The sequence below is a fragment of the Actinocatenispora thailandica genome (genome assembly GCF_016865425.1).
GTDB lineage: Bacteria > Actinomycetota > Actinomycetes > Mycobacteriales > Micromonosporaceae > Actinocatenispora > Actinocatenispora thailandica.
This window is the reverse complement of sequence record NZ_AP023355.1, coordinates 4,720,655-4,747,135: the sequence shown is the minus strand read 5'-3', so window position 1 is coordinate 4,747,135 and position 26,481 is coordinate 4,720,655. Positions and strand designations below refer to the sequence as shown.

Annotated in this window: 21 protein-coding genes and 1 pseudogene; 11 read left to right on the top strand and 11 right to left on the bottom strand. The window is 74.1% G+C overall.

What is annotated here, in order from left to right; genetic code table 11:
- The first annotated feature begins 45 nt into the window (after nt 1–45).
- Nucleotides 46–1,248 (top strand): serine hydrolase domain-containing protein, encoded by a 1,203-nt coding sequence (locus Athai_RS21105; protein ID WP_203963105.1) that lies wholly within the window; start codon nt 46–48, stop codon nt 1,246–1,248.
- A 93-nt stretch (nt 1,249–1,341) separates the two neighbouring features.
- Here the strand turns inward: Athai_RS21105 and Athai_RS21100 are convergent, their stop codons facing one another.
- The gene (locus tag Athai_RS21100) at nt 1,342–2,067 is read right to left on the bottom strand and encodes an SDR family oxidoreductase (RefSeq protein WP_203963104.1); all 726 of its coding nucleotides are present in this window, start codon (nt 2,065–2,067) and stop codon (nt 1,342–1,344) included.
- An 86-nt stretch (nt 2,068–2,153) separates the two neighbouring features.
- Between Athai_RS21100 and Athai_RS21095 the strand changes: the two genes are divergently transcribed.
- The gene (locus tag Athai_RS21095; RefSeq protein WP_203963103.1) at nt 2,154–2,678 is read left to right on the top strand and encodes a MarR family winged helix-turn-helix transcriptional regulator; all 525 of its coding nucleotides are present in this window, start codon (nt 2,154–2,156) and stop codon (nt 2,676–2,678) included.
- Between the two features lie 149 nt (nt 2,679–2,827).
- The gene (locus Athai_RS21090) at nt 2,828–3,745 is read left to right on the top strand and encodes a serine hydrolase (protein ID WP_203963102.1); all 918 of its coding nucleotides are present in this window, start codon (nt 2,828–2,830) and stop codon (nt 3,743–3,745) included.
- Nucleotides 3,746–4,175: 430 nt separating this feature from the next.
- On the opposite strand, the pseudogene Athai_RS35345 reads toward Athai_RS21090, so the two are convergent.
- A pseudogene (locus Athai_RS35345) lies at nt 4,176–4,919 on the bottom strand (LysR substrate-binding domain-containing protein); the annotation flags it as partial.
- Nucleotides 4,920–5,122: 203 nt separating this feature from the next.
- Between Athai_RS35345 and Athai_RS21080 the strand changes: the two are divergent.
- Complete coding sequence (locus Athai_RS21080; RefSeq protein ID WP_203963101.1) at nt 5,123–6,106, top strand: MBL fold metallo-hydrolase; 984 nt, start codon at nt 5,123–5,125, stop codon at nt 6,104–6,106.
- 198 nt (nt 6,107–6,304) lie between these two features.
- Nucleotides 6,305–6,790 carry a hypothetical protein gene (locus Athai_RS21075; RefSeq protein ID WP_203963100.1) on the top strand — a complete coding sequence of 162 codons (486 nt, stop codon included), beginning with the start codon at nt 6,305–6,307 and terminating at the stop codon, nt 6,788–6,790.
- Between the two features lie 112 nt (nt 6,791–6,902).
- On the opposite strand, the gene Athai_RS21070 is transcribed toward Athai_RS21075, so the two are convergent.
- The 4 genes from Athai_RS21070 to Athai_RS21055 all read right to left on the bottom strand — a co-directional run bounded on the left by Athai_RS21070 (nt 6,903) and on the right by Athai_RS21055 (nt 12,111).
- Nucleotides 6,903–8,531 carry a glycoside hydrolase family 13 protein gene (locus Athai_RS21070; protein ID WP_203963099.1) on the bottom strand — a complete coding sequence of 543 codons (1,629 nt, stop codon included), beginning with the start codon at nt 8,529–8,531 and terminating at the stop codon, nt 6,903–6,905.
- A 78-nt stretch (nt 8,532–8,609) separates the two neighbouring features.
- Nucleotides 8,610–9,032 carry a globin gene (locus tag Athai_RS21065; protein ID WP_275422519.1) on the bottom strand — a complete coding sequence of 141 codons (423 nt, stop codon included), beginning with the start codon at nt 9,030–9,032 and terminating at the stop codon, nt 8,610–8,612.
- A gap of 157 nt (nt 9,033–9,189) precedes the next feature.
- Nucleotides 9,190–10,638: an MFS transporter gene (locus tag Athai_RS21060; RefSeq protein WP_203963098.1), complete on the bottom strand. Its 1,449-nt coding sequence runs from the start codon at nt 10,636–10,638 to the stop codon at nt 9,190–9,192.
- Nucleotides 10,639–11,073: 435 nt separating this feature from the next.
- Complete coding sequence (locus Athai_RS21055; protein ID WP_203963097.1) at nt 11,074–12,111, bottom strand: mechanosensitive ion channel family protein; 1,038 nt, start codon at nt 12,109–12,111, stop codon at nt 11,074–11,076.
- 220 nt (nt 12,112–12,331) lie between these two features.
- Here Athai_RS21055 and Athai_RS21050 point away from each other — a divergent pair, with 220 nt between their 5' ends.
- Together Athai_RS21050 and Athai_RS21045 are read left to right on the top strand one after the other, a co-directional pair.
- Nucleotides 12,332–12,892 carry an HNH endonuclease gene (locus Athai_RS21050; RefSeq protein ID WP_203963096.1) on the top strand — a complete coding sequence of 187 codons (561 nt, stop codon included), beginning with the start codon at nt 12,332–12,334 and terminating at the stop codon, nt 12,890–12,892.
- 84 nt (nt 12,893–12,976) lie between these two features.
- Nucleotides 12,977–13,963: a DMT family transporter gene (locus Athai_RS21045; RefSeq protein ID WP_203963095.1), complete on the top strand. Its 987-nt coding sequence runs from the start codon at nt 12,977–12,979 to the stop codon at nt 13,961–13,963.
- 284 nt (nt 13,964–14,247) lie between these two features.
- Here Athai_RS21045 and Athai_RS21040 read toward each other — a convergent pair whose 3' ends face one another.
- The 3 genes from Athai_RS21040 to kynU form a co-directional block, all read right to left on the bottom strand.
- Nucleotides 14,248–15,438 carry a S53 family peptidase gene (locus Athai_RS21040; RefSeq protein WP_203963094.1) on the bottom strand — a complete coding sequence of 397 codons (1,191 nt, stop codon included), beginning with the start codon at nt 15,436–15,438 and terminating at the stop codon, nt 14,248–14,250.
- Nucleotides 15,439–15,458: 20 nt separating this feature from the next.
- Complete coding sequence (locus Athai_RS21035) at nt 15,459–17,726, bottom strand: hypothetical protein (protein WP_203963093.1); 2,268 nt, start codon at nt 17,724–17,726, stop codon at nt 15,459–15,461.
- Between the two features lie 154 nt (nt 17,727–17,880).
- Nucleotides 17,881–19,143 (bottom strand): kynureninase, encoded by a 1,263-nt coding sequence (kynU, locus tag Athai_RS21030; protein WP_203963092.1) that lies wholly within the window; start codon nt 19,141–19,143, stop codon nt 17,881–17,883.
- Between the two features lie 125 nt (nt 19,144–19,268).
- On the opposite strand from kynU, the gene Athai_RS21025 reads away from it, so the two are divergent.
- From Athai_RS21025 to Athai_RS21015, 3 genes are all read left to right on the top strand, one after another.
- Nucleotides 19,269–20,705 (top strand): amidase, encoded by a 1,437-nt coding sequence (locus Athai_RS21025; protein ID WP_203963091.1) that lies wholly within the window; start codon nt 19,269–19,271, stop codon nt 20,703–20,705.
- 67 nt (nt 20,706–20,772) lie between these two features.
- Nucleotides 20,773–21,126, top strand: a complete 354-nt coding sequence (ctaJ, locus tag Athai_RS21020; protein ID WP_203963090.1) for an aa3-type cytochrome oxidase subunit CtaJ — start codon at nt 20,773–20,775, stop codon at nt 21,124–21,126.
- A gap of 7 nt (nt 21,127–21,133) precedes the next feature.
- Nucleotides 21,134–21,604, top strand: coding sequence for a DUF5130 family protein (locus Athai_RS21015; protein WP_203963089.1), 471 nt, complete (start codon nt 21,134–21,136; stop codon nt 21,602–21,604).
- 623 nt (nt 21,605–22,227) lie between these two features.
- Here the strand turns inward: Athai_RS21015 and Athai_RS21010 are convergent.
- On the bottom strand, nt 22,228–22,638 hold the full coding sequence (locus Athai_RS21010) for a winged helix-turn-helix transcriptional regulator (RefSeq protein WP_203963088.1): 411 nt from the start codon (nt 22,636–22,638) through the stop codon (nt 22,228–22,230).
- Between the two features lie 104 nt (nt 22,639–22,742).
- Between Athai_RS21010 and Athai_RS21005 the strand changes: the two genes are divergently transcribed.
- A complete protein-coding gene (locus tag Athai_RS21005; RefSeq protein ID WP_203963087.1) occupies nt 22,743–23,645 on the top strand; it encodes an NADP-dependent oxidoreductase in 903 nt (300 codons plus the stop codon).
- A gap of 189 nt (nt 23,646–23,834) precedes the next feature.
- Here the strand turns inward: Athai_RS21005 and pepN are convergent, their stop codons facing one another.
- On the bottom strand, nt 23,835–26,375 hold the full coding sequence (gene pepN, locus Athai_RS21000) for an aminopeptidase N (RefSeq protein ID WP_203965993.1): 2,541 nt from the start codon (nt 26,373–26,375) through the stop codon (nt 23,835–23,837).
- Nucleotides 26,376–26,481 lie beyond the last annotated feature (106 nt).

Genomic DNA, 26,481 nt, shown 5'->3' with positions numbered 1-26,481 from the left:
CGCGGGCAGACGCAGGCGCCGGGTGCGACGCCGCAGTGTCGGGACATGACGATGCAGCCCACTCCCGTACCGCGACGCAACCTGCGCCGCCGCTCCCTGCTCGGCCTGCTCGGCGCGGTCCCGGTCACCGCCGCCGGGGTCGGCGCGCTGACCGGCGACACCGGTGCCGACGCGCAGGTGGCCGCCCGCCCGGTACCGCGGTCGCTGCGGCCCGGCGGCACCCTCGACCGGGCCGTCCGCGCCCTGGCCGACCAGGGCAAGTTCAGCGGCACGCTGCTGCTGGTCGACGGCCACCGCACCGTGCTGTCCCGGTCGTACGGCAAGGCCGACCAGGCGCGGAACATCGCCAACGGGCCGGACACCATGTTCGCGCTCGGTTCGGTCACCAAGCTGTTCACCGCCGTCGCCGTCGCCCAGCTGGCGGCGCGCGGCCGGGTGGACTACCACCAGACGCTCGGTACCTACCTGGGCGGGTTCCCGAGCACGATCGCCGACACCGTCACGCTGCACCAGCTGCTGACCCACACCTCGGGGATGGGGGACTACCACGCCCTCGACGGGTACGCCGCCGCCCTGGCGACGTGGACCAGCACCGAGGCCGTGCTGTCCGGCACCCTCGACTTCATCCGGGCCGCGCCGCTGGCGTTCACTCCGGGCACCCGCCACCAGTACAGCAACTCCGGATACACGGTGCTCGGCGGGGTGGTGGCCGCGGTGACCGGGCAGTCCTACTACGACTACGTGGCCGAGCACGTGTTCGCCGCCGCCGGGATGACCCGGACCGCGTTCGTCACCCGGCCCCGGTGGAAGCGCGACCGGGGCATCGCCCACCCGTACGCCGGCGGCACCACCGACGTGCTGGACCAGCGCGGCTACGTCGGCCTGCCGGACGGCGACGCGTTCTCGACCGTGCCGGACCTGGTGCGCTTCGTCCGCGCGCTGCGCGGGCACCGGCTGCTCGACGCCGCGGACACCGACCTGCTGACCGGTCCGAAGTTCCCGGTCGCGATGCTGCCACCGAAGGACGGGAAGCCGTTGCAGGCGATGTTCGAGGCGTACGGGCCGGAGGCGGCCCGGGTCGGCGACCGCTGGGAGGTGGGGCACACCGGCGGTTCCACCGGCATCACGGCCAACCTGGAGTGGTACCCGCGCACCGGGTACGTGCTCGGCTGGCTGTGCAACACCGACGCGCGGGAGCTGCTCGATCTCGGCGCCCGGGCGCGCCTGCTGCTCACCGCCGCGAACTGACGGACCACCGGCAGCGGCTGGCGGGCCGGCCCTTCGGGCGCCGGCCCGCCGCGTGGCCGGCGCTTCGGACGTCGGCCCGCCGCCTGCCCGGTGTCAGCGGGTCGGGAAGGCGCCGCCGTTGATGTTGATCACCTGGGCGGTGATGTGCCGGGCGCCCGGCGAGGCGAGGTACTCCACCAGCGCCGCCACGTCGTCCGGGGTACCGGCCCGGCCGGTCGAGGTCTGCCCGATCAGCGTGCCGCGCCGCTGCTCGGTGAGCTGGTCGGCGAAGAACTCGGTCTCGGCGATGTAGCCGCAGGAGACCACGTTCGCGGTGATGTCGCGCGGCCCGAGCTGCCCGGCGAGGTCGATGTTCCAGGTGGCCAGGGCGGCCTTGGTCGCCCCGTACGAGCCGCCGCCACTGCCCCGGCTGGCGGCGATCGAGCCGATGCCGACGACGGTGCCGCCGGGCTGCAGCCGGTCGGCGAGCAGGGTGGTCGTCAGCACCGCGCTGAGCAGGTTCGCGTCCAGGTTGGCCCGCCAGCCGGCGGCCACGTCGGCGAGCGTGGTGGCCGCCGGGCGGCGCAGGTCGGTGTTGCCGCCGGCGTTGTTGACCAGCACGTCGACCTGGGCCGGCAGCTGTCCCAGCGCCGCGGTCAGCGCATCCGGGTCGCTGACGTCGCAGACCACGGCGGTGGCGCCGAGCTGCTCGGCGGCGCGGGCCAGCACGTCGGCGCGCCGGCCGAGGATGGTGACGGACTCGCCAGCGGCGGCGAAGCGGGCCGCGGTGGCCCGGCCGATGCCGGTGCCGCCGCCGGTGACGACGATGCTGCGGGTCATGTTCCCGTCCTCGTTCGTGGAGTATGTTTAGACCTAAACATAGCCGCGTGGCTGGCGGACCGTCCAGCGGCAGGAAAGGGGACGAGATGGGCCGACCGGACGACGCGGACGAGATCGCCGCGGCCTGGCGCCGCGAACGACCCGGTACCCCGACGGAGTCGATCGGTGTGGTGACCCGGATCTGGCAGCTCGGCAAGCTGTTCGCCGACGACCGGCGGCGGGTGCTCGCCGAACTCGACATCGACCGCGGCACCATGGACCTGCTGTCGGTGCTGCGCCGGGCCGGCCCGCCGTACGCGTTGACCACCCGCACGCTGGCCGAACGGACCCTGGTCACCGCCGGCGCCATCTCCCAGCGGGTGGCCCGCGCCGAAGCGGCCGGCCTGGTCACCCGCGCCCCGGGCGGTACGGGCCGGCGAGCGGTCACCGTGACCCTCACCGCCGCCGGGCACGCCGAGATCGAGCGGGTCGTCGACCGGGTGTTGCGCCGCGAGGTGGAACTGCTGTCCGGGCTGCCTCCGGCCGGCCGGGCCGACCTCGCCCGGGACCTGTCCGCGCTGCTCGACGACCTGATCGAGCGGCTGGGGCCGCCCGCCCGCACCGGTGAGTGACCGGTTCCCCGGGCTGCGCCGTGGGCGCGCCTCGGGTGCGGGCCCCGCCAGCCGCGCGGCCGTGGCCGTGGTGCCGGCCCTGTGCGGTGCCGGCCCTGCGGTACCGGCCGTCGTGCCGGTCGCGCGGCGCCGGCCGTTACGGTTTCGGCATGGTGGATGCGGGGGAGGTCTTCCGCCGGGCCGGTGGGTCCGGCTGGTGCCACGTGCGGTGCATCGACTGCGACCGGCAGTGCGGCCACGCGGCGACCGAGCCGGTCGTACTCGCCTCGATGGTCAAGGTGCCGCTGGTGCTGGAGTTCGCCCGGCAGGTGGTGGCCGGCCAGCTCGACCCGACCGCCCGGGTCCGGCTGCGCGCCACCGACCGGCTGGGCGGCAGCGGCACCGCCGGGTGCGCCGACCACGTCGAGATGAGCCTGCGCGACCTCGCCCGGTTCGCGCTGTCCATCAGCGACAACACGGCGGCGGACGCGCTGTTCGCGGCGGTCGGGGTGGCGAACGTGCGGTCCCTGGTCCGCGAGGTGGGATTGCCGGACACCCGGATCCTCGGCGGGCCCAGGCAGGTGGTGGAGTCCATCGTCGGTGATGTCAGCGGGGCCGACCCGGCCCGGTTCGCGGCCGACTACGCCGGCCTCGACGAGGCTCGGATGCGGCAGCTTCGTGCGCTGGATCCCCGGCACACCAACGCGAGTACCGGGCGGGACCTGACCGCGTTGCTGCGCGCGGTGTGGCGGGACGAGGCGGCACCGGCGGCGGCCTGCGCGACGCTGCGCGGGTTGATGGCGACGCAGCTGGCCGGGCACCGGCTGGCGGCCGGCTTCCCGGACGAGGTCGAGGTGGTCGCCAAGACGGGGACGCTGCTCGCGGTGCGGGCCGAGGCCGGTGTGGTGAGCTACCCGGACGGTGGCCGGTACGCGGTCGCCGTCGGCATCCGGCTGGACCGGATGTCCGGCCGCCAGCCGGCCGCCGACCGCGCCCTCGGCACGGTGGCCCGCCGGGCGGTCGAGTCGCTGCGCGCCGATTGCCGGCACCCCGACCTACCACCGGCGGTCGCGCCCGATCGCGGGTGACCGGCCGGGCCGGGCCCGACCGCGGGTGACCGGCCGGGTGCCGGGCCCGACCGCGGCGCCTCGGCCGGGCCCCGGGACGTCGGTGTCCCCGGGCCGGAGCGGGGCGCCGGCATCCCGGCCGGGGGCCGTGGCCCCGGGCCGGAGAGGGGCGCCGGCACCCCGGCCGGGGGCCGTGGCGACCCGCGCCGTACGCGCCACGATCGGCCACGGTCCGGCTGCCGCTGCCGCTGCCGCTACCGGGCCGGCCCGGGCGCGCCCCGGTCGGCGCGATCGTGCACGACGTCCCACGGTGTCGGCGTGCCGGGTGGTACCAGGAGATCACCGGTACCGTCGTCGCGCAGGATGCTCGCGGCCAGCCAGCACAGGGCCGCGGCCCCGGGTGCGGCCGGTCCGGCCACACGAACGACATCCGCCAGCTGATCGGCGTACCGGTCAGCCGTCGCCACACCACGCGTGGCTCGCGGCGCACCGCCCCGGCCGGTACCAGGGCGACACCGTGGCCGGCGAGAACCAGCCCGACCACGAACTCGGGGCTGCGGGCGTGCACCACCCGGCCGGGCCGGAACCCGTTGGCGCGGCAGGCGGCCACCGTCTCGTCGTACCTGCCCGGAGCCGTGTCGCGGGGAAACAGCACCAGGTCGTGACCGGCGAGATCGGCCAGGCTGAGCTCGTCGGCGCCGGCGAGCGGCGCGTCGCGCGGTACCAGCACCCCGACCGGCTCGGTCACCCCGGGGCCGCCGACGAGGCCGGTGAACTGCGCCGGTTGCTGCAGCAGCCCCACGTCCAGCGCCCGGTCGGCCAGCAGCCGGAGCTGCTCGGCGGTGGTCAGCTCGCGCAGGTCCAGCCGTACGCCGGGGCTGTGCTCAGCGAAGGCCCGGACGATGGTGGCGAGCACCTCACCCGGCACGTCCGGCGGTACCCCGACGCGCAACTCGCCCAGCTCGCCCCGGTCGGCGCGGGTCACCATGGTGCGCACCCGGTCGGCCCGGTCCAGCAGCGGGCCGGACTCGGCCAGCAGCACGCTGCCGGCGACGGTGAGCCGGACGCCGCGGCTGTTGCGGTCGAACAGCCGGGCGCCGAGCTCGTGCTCCAGCCGGCGGATGCGTTGGCTCAGCGGAGGTTGCGCCATCCCGAGCCGTTCCGCGGCCCGGCCGAAGTGACGTTCCTCCGCCACCACCCGGAACAGCGCCAACGCTTTCAGCAGGTCCACGCAGCAACGATATCGGCCGCGATATCGCCGAATCCGGTCGCCGGTCTTGGACAGCCGCGCCGGTGACGTGCTCTGCTGCCCACCGGCCCGCGCGGCGGAGGCGCGGACCGGTCTGCCGGGCGGCCGATCGCCATCCGGTGCGCAACGGTGAAGGGAGACGGTTCACGATGGATTCCAGGCTGACCCGACGGGGTGTACTGGCCGGTTCGGTCGCGGGTGCCGCCGGGCTGGCGGTCGGCGGCACCGCGGCCGCCGCACCCGGGTACCGGCCGGGCGGTACCGCGACCCGGGCCTCGGCGGCGCGGGCCGGTGCGGTGGGCCGGCCGCGGCTGCGCTGGCTCGGCAACAACGGCTGGGAGATCCGCTTCGACACCCCGAACGGCCGGCGCACCGTGCTGATCGATCCGTGGCTGACCCGGTTCCACACCGGCACCTACACCAAGCAGGGCGCCGACCCGGACACCCCGCTGTCGGTGCGGCCGGACGTGATCGACCGGTACCACCTGTCGGCCGATCACATCCTCGTCACGCACGGCCACTACGACCACCTCACCGACGTGCCGTACCTGGCCGGCCGGACCGGTGCGACGGTGCTCGGTACCGAGACGCACGTGAACCTGATGACCGCGCTCGGTGCACCGGCCGACCAGCTCAGCGTGGTGCGCGGCGGCGAGTACCTGGAGTGCGACGGCTACACCATCCAGGTGTTGCGGTCGCTGCACTCGATGGTCGGGGAGCGGTCCCGGGTGCCGTTCCCGGGTACCCGGCCGGGCCACCCACCGGCGACCCCGAAGGTCATCGCCGACCTGGTGGAGGGGGAGACGCTGGCCTACCTGATCACGGTCGGGGAGGTGAGCATCATCGACTTCGGCGGATCGAACTACGCCAGCGCCGACCTGGCCGGGCTGCGGCCGACGGTGGCGCTGGTGCCGGTCGGTGGGGGCGCGATCCACCGGTACGTGCCGCGGCTGCTCGACACGCTCGGGCACCCCCGGTACGTGCTCCCGACGCACTGGGACGATTTCGACTACCCGCTGGACGAGCCGGCCCGCGACTTCGGTGGCCTCGCCCCGCTGCGTACCGCGGTGCGGCAGGCGAGCCCGGCCAGTCGCTTCGTGGTGCTGGACCACCTGGAGACGTTCACGCCGTGAGGCGCGGGTACCGGGTGGTCGCGGTTCGTCAGCCTGGCCGGCACCGCTGGCCGGTGGGCGGCGCGGCGCGTGCGGTGGCCGGTCGCGGCGCCGGCGGGCCGAGGGCGACGAGCCCGAACGTGCTGCTCCGGCGTGCCGGCGCCGTCCGGTGGGCGGGCACCCGCCCACCGGTACGCTCGGCGTGGCGAGGAGGACACCATGGCGTGGCTGATCTTGGCGATCGGGATCGCCGCGTTGCCGGTCACCGGTGGCCTGTTGCTCGCGGCGTACCGGGAGAACCGTGCGGCCGGACCGCGCCGCCCGCGGCGCTCCGGCCATCGACCCCGGACGCTGGTGCTGCTCGGGATCGCGGCGCTGTTCGGGGCCGGGATCTGTTACGGCGTCGGCGTCACCCGCGGTCAGTACCTGCTCGACCCGGACCAGATGTGCTCGCTGTCCCCGGGCCGGTGGCTGCCGCACGACGCCGACCCGCCCCGGGAACTGACCATCGAGCGCCGGTACGCGCCGGTCAGCGTGGTGTGCGCCTGGCCGGACGGGCGCCGTACCGAGCTGGTGCCAGCGTGGGTCAACCCGGCCGCCGGCCTGCTGGCGGCGACCGGCGTCGGGGCGATCGCGGCGGCGATCACCTGGACGCTGCGCCGGCCGCGAACCGTCCCCCGCCCGCTGGCGCCGATCGAGGAGTAGCGCTCGCCGGTTGCCGATCGAGGAGTACGCCCGCCGCCGGTCGTCGATCACGGAGCCGTGCCCGGCCCCGGCGGCGTTGTGGTGAGCCGACTCCTCGATCGGCGCCGGTGCGTCAGGCGAGCCAGGCGGTGGCGTCGCCGGGCAGCTGACCGTCCGCGGTGAGCGGGACGCTGGTCAGGATCGGGCTACCGCTCGGCAGCGCGACCGGCGAGTTGCCGGTGTTGACGAAGCAGGTGAGCCCGCCCTCCCGGCGGAACGCCAGGCAACCGTGCGGAGCGTCCACGAAGGACAGACCGCCGGTGAACCCGCCGTGCTCGCGGCGCAGCCGCAACGCGGCGCGGTACAGCTCGACGGTGGACTCCGGGTTGCCCTGCTGGGACGTGACCGCGAGCGGCGACCAGCCGGCCGGCATCGGCAGCCAGGTGCCGGTCGTGGTGGAGAACCCGTACGCCGGCTCGCCCGGTTCCCACGGCAGCGGGATCCGGCAGTTGTCCCGGCCCCGCCGGGTGTGCCCGCTGCGCTCCCAGGTCGGGTCGGTGAGCGCCTCGTCCGGCGGCTCGATGCTGGGCAGGCTCAGCTCGTCGCCCTGGTAGAGGTAGGCGACGCCGGGCAGCGCCAGCTGCAGCAGCGCGGCGGCGCGGCCCCGGCGGGCGCCGACCAGGCCGCCGCCGTACCGGGTGACGTGCCGGACGACGTCGTGGTTGGACAGCACCCAGGTGGTGGGCGAACCGGTGCCCTCGACGGTGGCCAGCGCGGCGGTGATGGTGTCGCGCAGCTCGTCGGCGCGCCACCGGGACTGCACCATCCGGAAGTCGAACGCGAGCGGCAGCTCGTCCGGCCGCAGGTACTTGCGAAGCCGTTCGGTGTCGGTCACCCACACCTCCCCGACCGCCATCGTGCCCGGGTAGTCGGCCAGTACCTTGCGGATGAACCGGTGGATGTCGTGCACGCCCTCGGCGTCCCAGCGCACGTCGCGGGAGGTGTGCGGGTTCGCACCGGCCTCGATCTCGGCCAGCACGTCCTCGGCCAGGTCCGGCAGCCCGGCGGGCTTCGCCATCCCGTGCGCCACGTCGATCCGGAACCCGTCCACACCGCGGTCCAGCCAGAACCGCAGGGTGGTCTCCAGGTCGGCCCAGATCTCCGGGTTCTCCCAGTTCAGGTCCGGCTGCTTGGGGTCGAACAGGTGCAGGTACCACTGGCCGGGCGTGCCGTCCGGCTCGGTGACGCGATGCCAGGCCGGGCCGCCGAACGCCGACGGCCAGTTGTTCGGCGGCAGCTCGCCGTTCGCGCCGCGGCCGTCGCGGAACACGTACCGGTCCCGCTCCGGGCTGCCCGGCGCGGCCCGCAGCGCCTGCTGGAACCACACGTGCTCGTCCGACGAGTGGTTCGGCACCAGGTCGATGGTCACCCTGATGCCGTGCGCGTGCGCGTCGGTGACGAGCCGGTCGAACGCGGCGAGGTCACCGAACACCGGGTCGACGTCGCGCGGGTCGGCGACGTCGTACCCGTGGTCGGCCATCGGCGAGGTGAAGAACGGGCTGAGCCAGATCGCGTCGACGCCGAGCCCGGCGAGGTGATCGAGCCTGCTGCGGATGCCGTCCAGGTCGCCGACGCCGTCCCCGTTGGAGTCGGCGAAGCTGCGCGGGTAGATCTGGTAGAAGACGGCGTCGCGCCACCAGTCGGGGTTGCCGGTGGGGTCGCCTTCGGGCCGTGCGGTGGGATCCGAGACCTCGTTGCCCACTGTGCCTCCTTGTGAGGGGTTTTAACGTTCAAAAACCGGGCCGACGCAGGCGCGCCGATCCGATTCGTATCGGGGGGGTCAGTCCGGCGAGTTCACCATGAACTCTGCCGCGCGCGCCAGGTAGGTCCACAGCTCCGCCTCGTACTCCGGGGCGAGGCCGAGGCTGTCCACCGCGCTGCGCATCCGGGCGAGCCAGGCGTCACGCTGCACCGGGCCGATCCGGAACGGCGCGTGCCGCATCCGCAGCCGCGGATGTCCGCGCTGGTCGGAGTAGGTGTGCGGGCCGCCCCAGTACTGCTCCAGGAACATCCGCAACCGGTCCGCGGCCGGGCCGAGGTCCTCCTCCGGGTACATCGGGCGCAGCACCGGGTCGTCCGCGACGCCGGCGTAGAACTCGTCCACCAGCTTGCGGAACGTCGGCGCCCCGCCGACCGCGTCGTAGAACGTCACGGTCGGCTGCGCGGCGGAACCCGTGGAGATCGGGATCGGTTGATCGGACACGCCTCCATGGTGCCAGTGCCACCCCGGCCGCCCGCCAGGCCGCCCGGCCCACCACCGACGAGACCCGCCTCACACCGCCGCGCCGCGCCGCTCAGCAAGCCCCGCCGAGGGCACGTGTTGGCTGCTGGGTGCTCCGACCGGCCCGCAAGGCCCGGCGTCACGGATGCTCGGCGCCGACCCGGCCGGTGCGGCGGCGCGACTGCACCGGGCCGACCCGGCGCCCGGACGTGTCCTGGCTGGCCGAGGCCGCACCCGCGTCGTCCGACTCCCGGCTGCGCTGCTCCGCGGCCTCCGCGGCCGCCTCGTTCTGCGCCCGCGTCTCCGCGAACGCCTTGTCGAAGGTGCCGGACTTCGGCCACAGCATCGAGACCAGGCCCATCACCAGCAGGCCCAGCAACGACCACAACCCGACCGTACGGGAGACCCCGACGTGGTCGGCGATCGCGCCGGCGACCACGATCGCACCACCCTGCACGAGTTGCAGGCCGCCCTGCATCACGCCGAACGCGCGGGCCCGGTAGCCGTTCGGCAGGGCCTGCACGAACAGCCCGTTCGCCGGGATGATCACCGACATCGCGAAGCCGGTGAGGGCGGTCAACACCATCACCACCACCAGCGGCGGCGACAGCAGCGCCGCGACCAGCGACAGCGGCACCAGCGCCGCGAGCGGGCGGATCAACTTGCGGCGCGGGCCGGGCGGCACCAGCCGGCCGATCACGACCCCGCCGACGGCGGCACCGATCGGCATCGCCGCCATGATCAACCCCTGCCCGCGGGCGCCGGTACCGAGTTCGCCGGACCAGCTCGCGGCCAGCCCCTCCGGCAGGATCGCGAACGCCGCACCGGCCAGGATCACCACCGCGATCGCGCGCAGCACCGGGGTACCGAACACCACGGTGAACCCCTCCGCGGTGTCCCGCAGCAGGCTGGTGTCGGTCCGCAGCCGCGGCACCGCCGGCCGGGCCCGCACCCAGGACCGGATCAGCAGCGCGGACACGCCGAAGGTGGCGGCGTCGACGAGCAGCGCGAGCCGCGGATCGACCGCGGAGATCAGGCCACCGGCCGCGTACCCGCCGACCTGGGTGGCCTGGTTGAGCACCCCGGTGATGGACAGCCCGAGCACGTAGCGGTCGCCGGTCAGGATCTGCGGCAGCATCGCCGAGCGGCTGGAGTCGAACGGCGGCGTCAGCATCGCCGAGACGTACATCAGCACCGGTAACAGCAGCAGCGGCACGCCGGGGATCGCCGCCACCCCGACGATCAGCATCCGGGCCAGGTCGCAGCCGAGCATCACCCGCCGGTACGGGTATCGCTCGGCCAGCGCGACGAGCACCGGCGCGCCGGTCAGCCAGGGCAGGTAGGTCACGGCGAAGCCGGCCGCGGAGGCGAGCGCCGAGCCGGTCGCGTGGTAGATCAACGCCGCCAGCGCGACGCGCCCCAGGTAGTCGCCGACCGAGGACAGCGCGCTCGCGCCGAACACCGCGCGGAACTCACGGACCGCGAACACCTCGCGGTAGGTCGCGGGCCGCTCCGGGTCGTCGTCGGTCGTGTCCGGTGGATCCTCCGCCGGCCGGCCCGCCCCGGCCTGACCTGGCTCTTCGGACACGTCCCCGTTCCCTCCTCGGCTGTGGCGCGCGCAACCTCGCAGGTCCGAGTCTGCCCGATTGGTGGGCGTATCGGTAGTCCGAACGGACGAGGTGTGGTTAACAAGGATCCGCAGTGCATTTCACAGTCTGTAAGTCAGCCGCGGTATATGAACCACTTTCCCGGAGGCGTCCGCACGCTCTGCAACGATTCCCCAGGTCACAGGGGTCGTCGACGCGACGTTGCTATCCGACTTCCGTCCGGTCACCGTTCGGTCGCGATTCGCTCGACGTCGTAACGATCTCCGTCGATGTCTCGGCCCGGCCTCGGCCCAGCGGTGCTCCGCCGCGCACCGGCCTGGTCCTGCGGTCGGGTGCGGCCGACGCCGGCGACCGGCGGGTTTCTCGCCCGCCACCGGCGACCGGCGGGTTTCGCCCGCCACCGGCTTCGGGCGCGACTACCGGAGCCCGTCCTCTTCCTGGCCCAGGAAGCGGCGCAGATCCAGCCCGAGTGCCACGCCGGCCTGCTCCATCTCGGCGACGATCCGCCGGCGCAGTTCGCGGCCCACCTTCCACTGCCCGTCCGAGGTGGTCTTCGCGGTCACCCGGAGCACCGCGCCCTCCGGGGTCAGTTGCTGCACGCCCAGCACCTCGGGCTTGTCGATGAAGTCGGCGGACCAGTCCGCGTCGTCGCCGAGCGAGTCGGCGGCGCGCTGCAACGCGTCGGTGGCCTCGCCGACCGGCGCACCGAACCCGACCGGCACGTCGATGATCACCATGGCCCAGCTCTGGCTGTAGTTGCCGATCCGGATCACCTCGCCGTTGCGGATGTACCACAACACACCCGCGACGTCGCGCACCGTGGTGATGCGCAGGCCGACCGCCTCCACGGTGCCGGTCACCTCACCCACGTTGATCAGGTCGCCCACCCCGTACTGGTCCTCCAGCAGCATGAACATGCCGGAGATGACGTCCTTGACCAGCGACTGCGCGCCGAAACCGAGGGCGACGCCGGCGATGCCGGCGCTGGCCAGCAGCGGCGCGAGGTCCATCCCCAGCTCGCTGAGGATCATCATCACGGCGATCGAGAAGACCACGATCGAGGTGACGTTGCGCAGCACCGATCCGATCGTCGCGGAGCGTTGCCGACGCCGCTCGGACAGCACGCCGTTCTCCCGGAGCGACGCGTCCACCCGCTCCTTCAGCGGACGCAGTACCGCCGGGGTGCTGTAGTTGTCCTTGCTCCGGGTGAACCGTCGGATCATCCGGTGCAGGAACCAGCGCACCAGCAGCGCCACGACCAGGATCAGGATGATCCGGAACGGCTTGACCAGCAGCCATTCACTGCTCGCGGCGAGCCAGCCGAGGCTCGGATTGTGGCCGGTCCAGTTCCACACGGTCTGGCAGAACGAGTTCGGATCGTTCGCGCAGTCGGGTTTGCCGGCCAGTTTCAGGGCGAGCGGCGCAGCGGAAACCAGCGCTTCCGCGGACAACATGGGCACCTTCCCTCGGTAGCGGGTCGTCACGGGACGCCGCGATCGGCGGTCGGAGCGACCGGGCGCCGCGCCGACGGTACGTGACCGCCGGCGCCGCGCGCACACCACCTCCGCCCCGCCGTCCGACCTCGCGGCGGCTCGGCCGCTCGGTTCGTAACCCGATTAGTACGTGCATCCGGCGCCCTGGTCGGGGAGGATGGGCGCGGACGGAGGTGGGGCGATGTCCGGGTTACGGCCCTCCACCAGCTACGGGGCGTTGGTGCTCAACGCGACGTACGAGCCGATGTGCGTCGTGTCGGTGCGCCGGGCCGCCGTGCTGGTGCTCGCCGCCAAGGCGACCGCGGTCAGCGACGGCGACGGATTCCTGCACAGCGCCAGACGTGTCCTGCCGACCCCGTGCGTGGTCCGGCTCACCCGGTACGTCCGGGTGCCGTACCGGGCGCACATCGGCATGACCCGCCGTGCGATCTTCGCCCGGGACCGCGGGGTCTGCGCGTACTGCGACGGTCCCGCCGAGACCATCGACCACGTGCTGCCACGCAGCCGCGGCGGGCCGCACGCCTGGGAGAACGTGGTGGCCGCGTGCGCGCGGTGCAACCACCGCAAGGGCGATCGCACCCCGGCCGAGATGGGTTGGCGGCTGCGGACCGCGCCGGTCGCACCGACCGGCCCGGCCTGGCGGGTGCTCGGGCACCGCACCCCGGATCCGCGCTGGGCGTCCTGGCTCGGCCTGCCCGCGCAGCGCACCGACCCGCTCCGGCTCGGCGAGGCCACCGCCTGACCGGGCCCGGCCGGGCGTCCCGGCCCGCGCCGGATTCCGGGCGGTGCGCCAAGGCTGTCCGGGGTGGCACGTAGGTTTCTGGTCGTGGGTATCGTCCTCGCGCTCTGCGCCGCCGCCTGCTACGGCAGCTCGGACTTCCTCGGCGGGCTGCTGTCCCGGCGTGCCAGCCCGTACGCGGTGGCGGTCGTGGCGCAGTGCGCGGCACTGTTCGTCGTGGCGGCGGTCGCCGCGATCGCCGGGAACGGCCTGCCGGCGGCGGCGGCGCTCGCCTGGGGCGCGCTGTCCGGCATCGGCAACGGCCTGGGCACCGTGTTCCTTTACCGCGGCCTGGGCTCGGCCCGGATGAGCGTGGTGGCGCCGCTGTCCGCGGTCGGTTCCGCCGGGCTGCCGGTACTGGTCGGGGTCGCCGAGGGGGACCGGCCGGCGCCGCTGGCGGTCGCCGGCATCCTGCTCGCGCTCCCGGCCGTCGCGCTCATCTCCCGCGGCGCGGATGCCCCGGCCGGGCCGCAGCCCGCCGCCCCGGCCCCGCGCGCCGCGGCCGTGTCCGGCTCCGCGTCGCCGGCCATGGTGGCGGACCCGGCGGTGTCGGGTACCACCGTGCCGGGCCCTGCCGGGAGGCCGGGGTCACCGGCCCGCGGGCCGTCGGCCCCGCCCGCGAAGCGACGCTCCGGGGTGGTCGACGGGTTGCTGGCCGGGGCCGGCTTCGCGCTGCTGTTCGTGGCGCTCGACCGGGTGCCGCACGACGCCGGGCTGTGGCCGCTCGCCGCCGGGCAGCTGGTCGCCACCGGCACGATCCTGCTCGCCGCGCTGCTGGTCGGCGCCGCCCTGCGGCTGCCGGCCCGCCAGGTCGCCCCGGGTGCCAGCGTCGGCGTGCTCGGTGGCGGCGCCACCGTGCTGTTCGTCCTCGCCACCCACCGCACGCTGCTGTCCATCGCGGCCGTGGTCACCTCGCTGTACCCGGCGCTGACCGTGCTGGCCGCGATGCTGGTGCTGCGGGAGCGGATCGGCCGCGGGCAGGCCGTCGGCCTCGCCGCCGCGGCCGGCACCGTCGTGCTCATCGCGCTGGCCTGACCGCCTCTCGACCCGCGGCCCGGCCCCCGCTCCGGGCGCCCCGCTCCTGGCGCGGTGGCCCGGTCCTGGCGTGCCCCCGGCGCCGTGCCCCGGTCCCGGCTCCGTGCCCTGCTCTGTGCGCGGGTGGCGGGGCACGGGTGCCCCGGGCGGTCGGTCGGTCGGGCGGTCGGCCACCCTGGGCAGCCGCAGCCGCAGCCGCAGCCGCACTGCCCGGGGCACCCGCCGTACCGGACCGGTGGCCGGCGGTCGGTGGCACCTGCCGTACCGGCCGCTGCCGGGACGGGTCAGAAGGCGGCGATGCCGTTCGGCGTGCCGTTGCCGGTCAGCCCGTCGTAACCGGGCAGGGCGGTACACAGGTAGTCGCCACCGCAGTCGATCCCGCTGGAGGCGCCGGTGACGATGTCGTGCAGTTGGTCGGCGTGCGCGTAGAAGTACGACGCGTCCGGGTAGCGGTCCGGATTGCCGGCCAGCGCGATGATCCCGGCGACCAGCGGGGACGACGCGCTGGTGCCGCCGACCACGATCCAGCCGGTCGCCTGCCCGGTCTCGTACACCGCCAGCCCGGTGTCCGGGTCCGCGACCGCCGCGATGTCGGCGATCATCCGGTTGGGGCAGTTCGGGTCGTGTTGCCAGGCCGGTTTGGCGAGGTAGGCCGAGCATCCGGTCCCCGACGCGCTCCAGGCGCTTTCCGACCAGCCGCGGGCGTTGTCGGCGCGGCGCAGGCTGGTCCCGCCGACCGCGACGACACTCGGGTACTCGGCCGGGGCGGACGGGTTGCCGTAGCCGGAGTCGCCGGAGGACGCGACGACCGCGACACCGGGATGCCGGTAGCTCGCCGCGTACTGGTCGACGCCGTTGTAGTCACCGCCCCCGTAGCTGTTGGAGATCTCGGTGGCGCCGAGCGCGGCGGCGGTGTCCACCGCGGCGGCCATCGGGCCGTAGCCGGCGTCGTCGGCCTCGACCAGCAGGATGTGGCAGTCGGGGCAGGCCGCGGACACCATGTCCAGGTCCAGCGCGATCTCGACCGACCAGCCCTGGTCGTCCGGCAGCGGGCTCGGCTGGCCGGCCTGGTTGACCTTCCGGAAGCAGCCGTTGGCCGTGGTGCACGCGGGCAGTCCGTACGTGTCCCGGTAGACGGCGAGGTCTGCCTCGGCGTTCGCGGCGTCGCCCGCGTCCACGACGGCGACGGTCTGGTTCGCCCCGCCGGTGGCTGGCAGGTCGTAGGCGGACCGCAGGTCGGCCGGGCCGTACCCGGCGGGCGGCGCCGCCAGATCGCGGACGCCGCGCCCGCCGTGCCGGTCGGTGCGGACCTTCGCCAGGCAGCGGACCTGACCGGGCCGGGCGGTGGGGCAGACGTCGCGCACCGCACCGGAGGCGCTGCTCGCCGTCGCCGGTGCGGTAGCACCGGACAGCCCGGCCGCCGCGGCGATCAGTGCCGTCACCAGTGCGGTACGGCCGATCGGGAAGCTTCGCATCCTGGTCACCTCCGAGGGGTTCACTGGGCCGCCGCGAGCTGGTACGCGGCGGTGACGGTCTGGTCGATCGCGTCGCCGTTCGCATCGGCGGCGCGCACCCGCAACATCGGCGCGGTGCCCGCCGCACCGGCCGGGTTGTGCCAGGCCACCGCGTACCGGCCGGCCGCCCCGACGACGGCCGCGGGCCGCCAGCTGGCGCCGTGGTCGAAGGAGACGGCGACCGTCGCCGAGGTGATCGGCGAGGAGGACCCGACGCCGTCGTAGCTGACGTGCCCGACCCGCAGCCGCATCGTCTGGATCGCGGCCGAACTGGTGTTGCTGCGGTCCACCGCCAGCCGATAGTTCAGGGTCAGCACCGGCAACACCTGGCAGGGCGTGTCACCGTCCTGCACGGCGCAGTAGTTGCCGGCCGACAGCGGATGCCCGGTGGCGCCCGGCGCGTACCGGACGGTCACCTCGGTGTGCGTCGCGGTCGACAGGGTGTAGCCGATGTCGCTGGGCAGGCTCGTGTCGAGCACCCCGCGGTAGGTGGCGCTGCCGTCCGGTACCCCGGTCAGCGTGGCGCCGAGCGCGCCGTCCTGGTCGGCGACCTTCGTTCCGTTGCGGTACAGGGTGAAGTGGGCGTCCGGCGGGTTCCGGAACGAGCCGCTGGTGTGGTCCGGCACGCTGTCGTGCTGCGCCGGCATCCCGAGCGAGAGCGCGTCACCGGCACCGCACGAGTAGCAGACGTGCTGGGCGCCGGTGTACTGGCCGAGCCCGGCGGCTACCGGGCCGCGACCCCAGTTCAGCGAGTAGTCGTGCCCGGCCCGGTAGGTGTGCGCGTCCCCGGACAGGCCGGTCCACGGCGGGCCGTACCCGAAGCTCCACTGCCCGCCGTCCGCGGTGCCGACGTACTGCGTGACGTCGGCCGGCAGCGAGTACGAGTAGGCGGGGCTGCTCTGGTTGGCCGCGCCCCACTCCGGTGCGACCTGTGCGTCGGTCGGCCCGCTGAGCAGGGTCGCCCGCTCGCCGGGGAAACCGGGGTCGGCGTACAGGTGGTGATGCACGGTGGCGAGCTGATCCGGCCGCACCTGGTGGCTCTGGTCGGCCGCGACGCCGTCGTCCGAGGCGAACGCCACGTCGTACCGGTAGGCGTGATCGGCCGGTGAGCCGCTCCACTGCACCACGTAGTGCAGCCTGCCGGTGGTCGCCGCGGGCTGCGGGTTGACGTAGATCGGCGTGTCGCTCCACTGGCTGTTCTGGAACGCGATGCCGGCGCCGGTCGCGTCGAAACGGTAGTACGTCACCAGCAGTACGTCCTGGTCGGCCGGTTTCGGCGAGTGCACGGTGACCGGCGACGTCGCGGTACGCAGGTCGACGGTGACCTGGCTGGGGGTGGTGGAGGCGGCGACGGTGAAGTCGTTGATCACGACGGTCAGGTTCTTCGTCTGGTTGCCCTGCGCGTCGAACTCGTCGCTGAAGCTCTCCGCGGTGTAGTGCCCGGCCGGCAGCATCACCCGCTCCGACGACCCCTGCAACTCCACGACCACGTCCGCGCGGGCCATCGAGTCCGTGTTGGTGATGAACACCGGCAGGTAGTCCGGCGCGTTGCCGTCCGAGTCGATCCCGTTGACCTGCAACGTGTGCAGCGGGTAGTGCGGCGTCACGGTGTCCGGCGTGACGCTCGGCGCATCCAGGCTCATCCTGGTCAGCCCGGGGAACAGCGGGGTACTGCCCGGCGCGCGGCCGGCGGCGACGTCCGCACCGATCCGGTGCCGGGCCGCGGCGGCGAACGCGCTCGCCGACTTCGCGGTCAGGTACCCGTGCGCGGACGTGCCGTGCACCGCGGTGAACGTGACCCCGGCCGGCGCCGTCGGCGTCACCCCGTCGGCGAACGACAACCGGACCGGGATCCGCGCCCCGTCGTCGATGCCGCGCGCGGCCATCGTGGTCACGTCGAACAGCGACAGGTCCAGTTGCCGGCCCAGGTAGGGGCTGGCGACCGCCGGCACGACGTAGTGGTCGCCGGCGGCGGTCTGCAGCGAGTGCACGCCGCCGTACCGGCTCGGTTCGACGGTGTAGGTCGGGGTGCCGCTGCCGGCACCGTCGACGGTGACGTGGTCGCCGGTCGGCAGTGTCACGGTCGTGCTACCGGTGGTGGGCAGCGCCGCCGCGGTCATCGGTGCCGTCGGGGCCGCACCTGCCGGCGCGGGCAGCCCGAGCAGCGCGGCCACCGTCCCGCCGGCCAGCAGCGTGCGCCAGCGGCGGGGCACCGCGGCCGTCGTCCTTCTTCTCCGCTCTCGTCGCATGGACGTGCCCTTCGGTCGGGGGTACTTCCTGCCATCGAGTTGGCCGATGGGCGCGGAAGTGTTCACGTCCCTTCAATGCCTGCCTGAGCGGAAAGGGTTGACTCCGTCGCGAACTCTCGCGTTGCGTCGACGAAGCAGGCACCCGCGGTGGCGATCAGGTGACCCGGCTGCGCTGCTCCGGGTACGAGCGGTAGCTGCCGCTCGCGAGGATCTCGCGCAGCCGGTGGAACGCCTCGTACACGTCGGCGAAGCGGGTGTAGAGCGGGGCGAAGCCGATGCGCAGCCGGTCCGGGGTGCGGAAGTCGGGCAGCACGCCGGCGTCCTGCCAGGCCTGGCACAGCTGCCAGGCGTTCGGGTGATGCAGCGTGACGTGCGCGCCCCGCCGGGCCGCGTCGCGCGGGCTCGCCAGCCGGCAGCCGTGCTCGGCCAGCCACGTGTCGTACAACTCCACCGCGTACGAGGTCAGCGCCATGCCCTTGGCGCGCACCGGCTCGATGCCCACTTCGGCCGCGATCCGCGCGCCGGCCCGCGCGCCGTACGCCGAGAGCACCGGCGGGGTGCCCACCAGGAACCGGTCGATGCCGTCCGCCGGGGCGTAGCGCGAGTCCATGCCGAACTGGTCGGCCTGGCCGAACCAGCCGGTGATCGGCTGCCGCAGCACCGACTGCAACTCGCGCCGCACGTACAGGAAGGCGGGCGAGCCGGGGCCGCCGTTGAGATACTTGTACGTGCAGCCGACCGCGAGGTCGACCTCGGCGGCCCGCAACGGCACCGGTACCGATCCGACCGAGTGGCACAGGTCCCACAGCACCAGGGCACCCACCCGGTGCGCGGCGGCGGTGATCGCGGGCAGCTCGGCGATCGCACCGGACCGGTACGCGACGTGCGACAGCAGCACCAGCGCCACGTCGTCGTCCAGCGCGGCGACCACCTGCGCGGTGTCCAGCCCGTTGTCGAGGTCGGCGGTGACCGGTCGCAGCGTCAGGCCGCGCTCGGCCGCGAGCGACTGCAGCAGGTACTGGTCGGTGGGGAAGTTGTCCTCATCGACCACCACGACGTGCCGGTCCGGGCGGGCCGCCAGCGCCGCCGCGGCCAGTTTGTACAGGTTGACGCTGGTCGAGTCGCTGAGCACCAGCTCGCCCGGCTCGGCGTCCAGGACCGGGCCGGCCAGCAGGTCACCGACCTCGCGGCCGAGCTCGATCCAGTGCGACCAGCCGCGGATCAGCTCGCCGCCCCACTCGCCGCGGACCGCGGCGGCGAGCTCGTCGACCGCCGCCACCGGCAACCGGCCGAGCGAGTTGCCGTCCAGGTAGATCGGCCCGTCCGGCTCGATCACGAACCGGTCCCGCCACCCCGCCAGCGGATCCGCCGCATCCCGTTGCAGCGCATCCGCCAGCCCGAAGTCCACGCTCTCCATCCCGCCATCCTCGCAGTTCGTCCCGCCGGCCCGGTGACCGCAGTTCGGGGCCGCCGGACGGAGACGGCGTGCACACCGCGCCCGGCCCCGACGCGCCGGCCGAGCGGCGCGATTACGGTGGCCGCGTGACCCAACCGCACGAGCTGACCGCGCTGGAACAGGCCGCGGCCATCCGATCCGGCGAGCTGTCCCCGGTGGAGCTGGTCGAGCACTATCTTGCCCGGATCGAGGCGTTCGACACCCGGATCGGCGCGTTCGTCACGGTCACCGACCAGGCCGCCCGGGACGCCGCGAAGCGCGCCGAGGTGGCGGTCACCATGGCCGAGCCGCTGCCCGCGCTGCACGGCGTACCGACCGCGATCAAGGACCTGGCGGCGACCGCGGGCGTGCCCACCTCGTACGGCTGTGTGGCGCTCGCGCAGCACCTGCCGGACGCCGACGCGCCGGTGGTGACGGCGCTGCGGGCCGCTGGCACGATCAGCCTCGGCAAGACCGCGACCAGCGAGTTCGGCAGCACCCTGTACACCGAGGCGGCCGGCTTCGTGCCGACCGCGAACCCGTGGCGGCGCGGTGCCAGCCCGGGCGGCTCGTCCGGCGGCGCGGCCGCGGCGGTCGCCGCCGGGCTGGTACCGGTGGCGCACGGCAGCGACGGCGGCGGGTCGCTGCGGGTACCGGCCGCGCTGTGCGGGCTGGTCGGGTACAAGCCGAGCCGCGGGCTGGTGCCCGGCTCCGGCGGGTTCGGGCTGGCCAGCCAGGGGCCGATCGCGCGCACCGTGCCGGACGCGGCGGCGCTGCTCGACGCCATGGCCGTGCCGGCAGCGGGGGAGCCGTACCTGCCGCCGTCGCCGCCCGACGGCGGCTACCGGGCCGCCGCGCTGCGGCCGACCGGTCCGCTGCGGGTCGCGGCGTACCTGGACCCACCGCTGTTCGACACCGCGGTGCACCCGGACTGCGTCGCCGCCTACCGGCGGGCGGCGGAGCTGCTCACCGGGCTCGGCCACCACGTCGTCGAGGTACCCGGGCCGTACGATCCGGCGCTGCTCGCCGACTTCCGGGTGGTGGCGTGCCTGCTCGGCCGCGCCGACGCGGTCGGCAAGATGGCGCGGTGGATGGCCGCGGAGGCGGCGCGGCACTCCGCCGCGGACCTGCTCGCCGCGCACGGCCGGCTGCTCGCGGCGGTGCGCGCCGCGGCGGCCAGGCTGGCCGGCTACGACCTGGTGCTCACGCCGACGCTGGCCCGGCCCGGCGTCGGCATCGGGCATTTCACCGAGATGAGCCCGGCGGAGGACTTCGACGCGCAGACCGCGCTGTCGCCGTACTGCTCGGTGCACAACCTGTCCGGCGCGCCGGCGGTCAGCGTGCCGGTCGGCGCGGACCGGCACGGGCTGCCGGTCGGCGTGCAACTGTCGGCTCCGCTGGGCGACGACGCTCGGCTGCTCGCGGCGGCATCCGCCCTGCACGACGCGGCCGGGTGGAAAGACCGGCACCCGCCCATCTGGACCAAGCTACCCTCGGCTACGGTGAATCTCGGTCCACGTTCGTTGGTCACCGAGCCCCGCTGACGGAGCATCGGTCATGCCGACCGGACGAGTCGGCGAGGGTCGCAACGAGGCGAGGTGCGTTGAGCCTGTGACAGTCTGGGAAGTTGTGCTCGTCTTCGTCGGTATCCCGGTCGGAGTGTTCCTGCTGCTGGCCGCCGCGGTGTACGGCGCCGGTTCGCGTCGCTCCCGCCGATACCGGCCGGGTCGGCCGTTCGAGTTCGCGCCGGTGTGGTTCCTGGCGTCGCCGGAGCGCATCCTGACCGCGGACGACGCGCCGGAGCCGGCCGCGGCCGGTACCGCGATGCTCCCCGCCGGCGGCTCTGTAGCCGGTGCCGCCTCCGGCAGCTCTGTAGCCGGTGCCGCCTCCGGCGGGTCTGGCGCGGTCGCCACCACCGGTGGCGCTGGCCGCGGTGTCAAGGGGGGCGCAAGTGGCAGTTGGTGAGGCAGCGATGACCACCTCCGACAATGGCCGGCACGAGTTGGCCGAGCCGCACGTCACCAGTCACGGTGAGCCGGTCGAGCATCCGCCGACCCGGGGCTCGCTGTTCGACGGGGTCGCCGACGGTCCGTTCACCGGCGGTCAGCTGGTGCGGCTCGACGAGGCGCTGCGGGCCGCCGACGAGCAGTCCGGTCTGGCGTTCAGCATCTACGTCGGCGAGCTCGACGGCGACGACCACCGGCGCGCCGCCGACGAGCTGCACGACCGGCTGGCCAACCCCGACGTCGGCGTGCTGCTCGCGGTGTCGCCGAACCAGCGGGTCGTCGAGATCGTGACCGGACAGTCCGCGGCCAGGAAGCTGCCGGACCGGGTCTGCGCGCTCGCCGCGCTGTCGATGACCGCGGCGTTCTCCGGCGGCGACCTCGCCGGTGGGATCGTCACCGGCCTCCGCATGCTGAGCGACCAAGCCCGAGTTCCGTAAGCGTCGCTGCGCCGCGCTCCAGACGCCCGCTGCGCTGCGCCGCGCTCCAGACGCCCGCTGCGCTGCGCCGCGCTCCAGACGCCCGCTGGACTGCGCCGATTCGAGGCTCGGGTGCGTTCGCACCCGGCGCCCCGGCGCGGCTTGCCAGCGAACGCCCGGAGCCCGGCTCGCTTCCGTCTTCGCACGTCACCGTCAGACCAAATTCGATCTGATCCGATCGTGCGGCAAGTCGGCGAGGTACGCGGATCAGTTGACGGAGCGGCGGTTGGGGCCGATGCGGGGGCGTTGTTGGACACCGGCTTCGGGGTCGCCGCAGCGCGGACACGGCACGAACCCCTGCACGGTGCGGTAGCGGCCGTCCACGACGGCGGCGTGCATCTGAAGCACCTCACCGGACCCGAGGCACGTGCTGCACACGTTGCTTGGTGCCGACATGGCGCTCACCTTACTGGTCTGGCCGACAACGTCCAGTGCCGATTCTGGTACCGATCCGAACGCGTGCGCTGTCGGATTCCCGCGCGTGTCGCATCGGGCCGCACGCCGTCCCGGTCGCCGAGCACACCGGGTTCGCGACAGGGTGCAGACGCCGCGCGGTGCGCTCGGTGGTCGCCGGATCGTGGCGGTCAGCCGGCGTCGCGGGCGCGGCGGTCGTACCGGCGGCGGGACTGCTGGACGTCCGGCATGTGCACCTCGGCCCAGTCCTTGAGGTGTGCGATCACCGCGACCAGGCTCGCGCCGAGCGGCGTCAGCGCGTAGTCGACCCGGACCGGCACGCTCGCCGTGACGGTGCGTTCGACCAGGCCGTCGCGTTCCAGCGTCCGCAGCGTCTGGGTCAGCATCTTCTGGCTGACCCCGGCGATCTGCCGACTGAGCTGCGAGTACCGCGCGGGGCCCGCATCCAGCGCGGTCAGAACCAGGGTGACCCACTTGTCGGCGATCGCGTCCAGCAACTGCCGGGACGGGCAGACCGCGAGAAACGCGTCGTACTCCCGCTTCGCCTCGGCCCTGCGCTGAGTGGCCGTCGTCGTCGCCATGGCGCACCTGCACTCTCGTTACGCACTCTCGGGTGCCTACTTCCCAATGGAGAGTAGCGGACTCTACGTTGGTGCGCACCACCCGGCTCGACGAAGGAGTGACGATGCGCGCAGCGACACGCGGTACCGACGGTCCGGCGGTCTCCCAGGTTCCGGACCCGGTGCCAGCGGCCGGCCAGGTGCGGATCAGGGTGGCCGCGGCGGCGGTCAACCCGGTGGACCTGGCGACCCAGCACGGGTTCTTCGGCGACCGGGCCGCCGCCGGGCTGGGCTGGGACGTCGCCGGCACGATCGACGCGGTCGGCACCGGCGTCGACGCCCTGGCACCGGGCGAGGCGGTGTTCGGCTTCCGGGACCGGCTGTCGGCGGCGACCGGCAGCCACGCGGAACTGGTGGTGCTGGACGCCACCGCGGTCGCCCCCGCGGCCGGACTCGACCCGCTCCGGGCCGCCGCGGTCCCGCTGAACGCGACGACCGGGTGGCAGGGCCTGGACCGGCTGGACCTGCCGGCCGGGGACACCCTGCTGGTCACCGGCGCCGCTGGCGCGGTCGGCCGGTTCACCAGCACCCTCGCCCGGCGGCGCGGCCTGCGGGTGGTCGCCGCCGTCCGGCCCGGCAGTACCGATCGCGCCCCGGCCGGCGCCGACCACGTGGTGGAGACCTCGGCGGGCTGGCCGGATGCGGTACGGGCATTGGTACCAGGCGGTGTCGACGGGGTGCTGGACGCTGCCGGGCTCGACGCGCCGGCCCTCGACGCGCTGCGCCCCGGTGGCCGGTACCTGTCGGTGCAGCCGGCGCTGCCGCTGCCGGTGGCGCTGCGCGGAACCCACACCACCGCGCTCTCCGCCTACAGCGATCGGGCGGTACTGGCGGAGCTGGCCAAGCTCGCCACGGTCGGCGAGCTGGAACTGCCGGCGGTGGAGGAGTTCCCGCTCGCCGAGATCGCCGCGGCGTACGCGCGGGCCGCGCAACCGGGCCGCACCGCGGCGGTGGTCCTCGTTCCGTGACCCGCGGCGGTCCTGGTCGGACGTGGCGTCGAGGCTCGCGGCGGTGCTCGCTCGCGAAGCCGCGATCGGGGCGGCCAACCCGGGTCCGGACGCGGCGGAGCCCGCCCCGCGAACGGCGGAGCCCGCCCCGCGAATGGCGGAGCCCGCCCCGCGAACGGCGGGGCGGGCTCCGGTCGGTGCGGGCGGCGGTCAGCTCGCGGCGGTGTCGCAGGCGCGGGCGCGCAGCGCGCGCTGCACGCCGTCCTTGCCTTCGGCGACGAGCCGGCGCAGCGGCGCCGGGTGCTCGCCGGCCAGCCAGGCGTCGGTGGCGGCCACGGTGGCGTCGTCGACGAGCAGGCTCGGGTAGCCCAGGATGGCGAACACCTGCGCGACCTCACCGTCGAAGCGCTCCCACACGTCGGCCACGTCGGCGAAGTAGCGGTCCCGGTACGGGGCGAGCAGCTCCAGCTGCGCGGTGTGCCAGAAGCCCTGCAGCATGGCGCGCTGCAGCCAGTTCGGCAGCGAGGTGTCGGTGGTGATCTTCGCCCAGCTCTCCGCCTTCGCGTCCGCGTCCGGCAGCGAGGCGCGGACCACCGACGCCTGCCGCTGGCCACTCGCGGTGTTGTCCCGGGCCAGTTCGGCGTCGATCTCGGCGGTGCCGTACTCGCCGAGCGCGACCAGGCTGTGCAGCAGGTGCCAGCGCAGGTCGGTGTCCACGGTCAGGCCGTCCGGCACGCCCTCGCCGGCCAGCCAGCCCTTGAGTACGGCGAGGTCGGCCCCGGTGCGGGCCAGCGCGGCGTACTCCTGGGCGAAGGTGAGCTGCCGACCACTGCCCGGTTCGGCGTCGCGCAGTGCCCCGGCGAACGTGCTGGCGAGCAGGGTGCGGCCCTCGTCCTGCCACGCCGGGTCGGCGTACAGGTTGACCGCCTGCCGGGCGGTGCGGGCCAGGATCGTCACCAGGTTCACGTCGGCCTCGGAGCCGATGCCGGCGGCGACCATCCGGACGAACTGGCGGGCCGGCATCTCGGCGTCGCGCAGCATGTCCTGCGCGGCGGCCCAGACCAGGCCGCGCGGCAGCGACGAGGCGAAGTCCGAGACGTGCTCGACGATGGTGGCCATCGAGCGCTCGTCGAGCCGGATCTTCGCGTACGTCAGGTCGTCGTCGTTGACCAGCAGCACGTCGGCGGCGCGCTCGCCGGCCAGCTCGGCGACCTCGGTGCGCTCGCCGGACACGTCCAGCTCGACCCGCTTGCGCCGCACCAACTTGCCGTTGTCCAGGTCGTACAGGCCGATCGCGAGCCGGTGGGTGCGCAGCGTCGGGTAGTCCTTCGGCGCCTCCTGCAGCACCGCCACCGTGCCGTAGTCGTCGCCGTCCAGGGTGATCTCCGGGCGCAGGGTGTTGACCTGCGCGGTGGTCAGCCACTGCGAGGCGTAGTCGCGCAGCTCCCGGCCGGACGCCTCCTCCAGCGCGCCGAGCAGGTCGTCGAAGGTGGCGTTGCCCCACGCGTGCTTCGGGAAGTACGCCCGCAGCCCGGCCACGAACGCGTCCCGCCCGACGTACGCGACGATCTGCTTCAGGATGCTCGCGCCCTTGGCGTAGGTGATGCCGTCGAAGTTGACCTCGACGGTCTCCACGTCCGGCACGTCGGTGTACACCGGGTGCGTGGTGGGCAGCTGGTCCTGCCCGTACCCCCAGCGCTTGCGCAGCGCGAGGAAGGTGGTCCAGGCGTCGGAGAACCGGGTCGCCTCGGCGTTGCACCAGTGGCTGGCCCACTCGGCGAACGACTCGTTCAGCCACAGGTCGTCCCACCAGCGCATGGTCACCAGATCGCCGAACCACATGTGCGCCAGCTCGTGCAGGATCGTGTTGGCGCGCTGCTCGTACTCGAAGTCGGTGACCTGCGAGCGGAACAGGTAGTGCTCTTCGGAGATGGTGATGCAGCCGAAGTTCTCCATCGCGCCAGCGTTGTACTCCGGCACCAGCAGCTGGTCGTACTTCGGCAGCGGGTAACGCACCCCGAACTGGGAGTGGTAGAAGTCGAAGCCCTGCTTGGTGATGGTCAGGATGTCGTCCGCGTCGAGGTGCTCGGCGAGACTGGACCGGCAGTACACCCCGAGGTCGATGCCGTCGTGCTCGTCGCGTACCTCGTGGTAGGGGCCGGCGCAGACCGCGGTGACGTAGGTGCTCATCGTCGCGCCCTCGCTGAACGTGACGACCTTGCCGGCGTCGAGCTCGGTGACGTCGGCGACCGGCGAGTTCGAGACGACCCGCCAGTGCTTGGGCACGGTCACCACGAAGGTGTGCCGGGCCTTCAGGTCGGGCTGGTCGAAGCAGGCGAACACCCGCTGCGCGTCGTTGGTCTCGAACTGCGAGTAGAGGTAGACCTCGCCGTCGACCGGATCCAGGGCACGGTGCAGGCCCTGGCCGGACGTCGAGTAGACGCAGTCGGCCTCGACCACGAGTTCGTTCTCGGCGGCGAGGCCGGGCACCGGCAGGCCCTTCGTCGGGTCGTAGCCGGACAGGTCGAGCGCGGTGCCGTTGAGGGTGGCGGACCGCAGGGTCTGCGCCGAGATCTCCACGAACGTCGCGGCACCCGGCTCCGCGCAGCGGAACCGGATCTCGCTGCGGGAGGAGAAGGTGCCCTCGCTGGGTGTGCCCGCGCCGTCGGTCAGGTCGAGGGTGACCCGGTAGGTCACCTCGGACAGCAGCCGGGCCCGTTCGACGGCCTCGGTGCGTGCCAGGTTGTGGATGCCAGGCAAGTCTCCTCCTTGGTGCGCCAGTCGGCCCGCGGAGGCCGCCCGCTGGGGGAGGTGGCATCGTCGCCGGCCGGAAGCGTTTCCTTCGTATCTCCTAGGC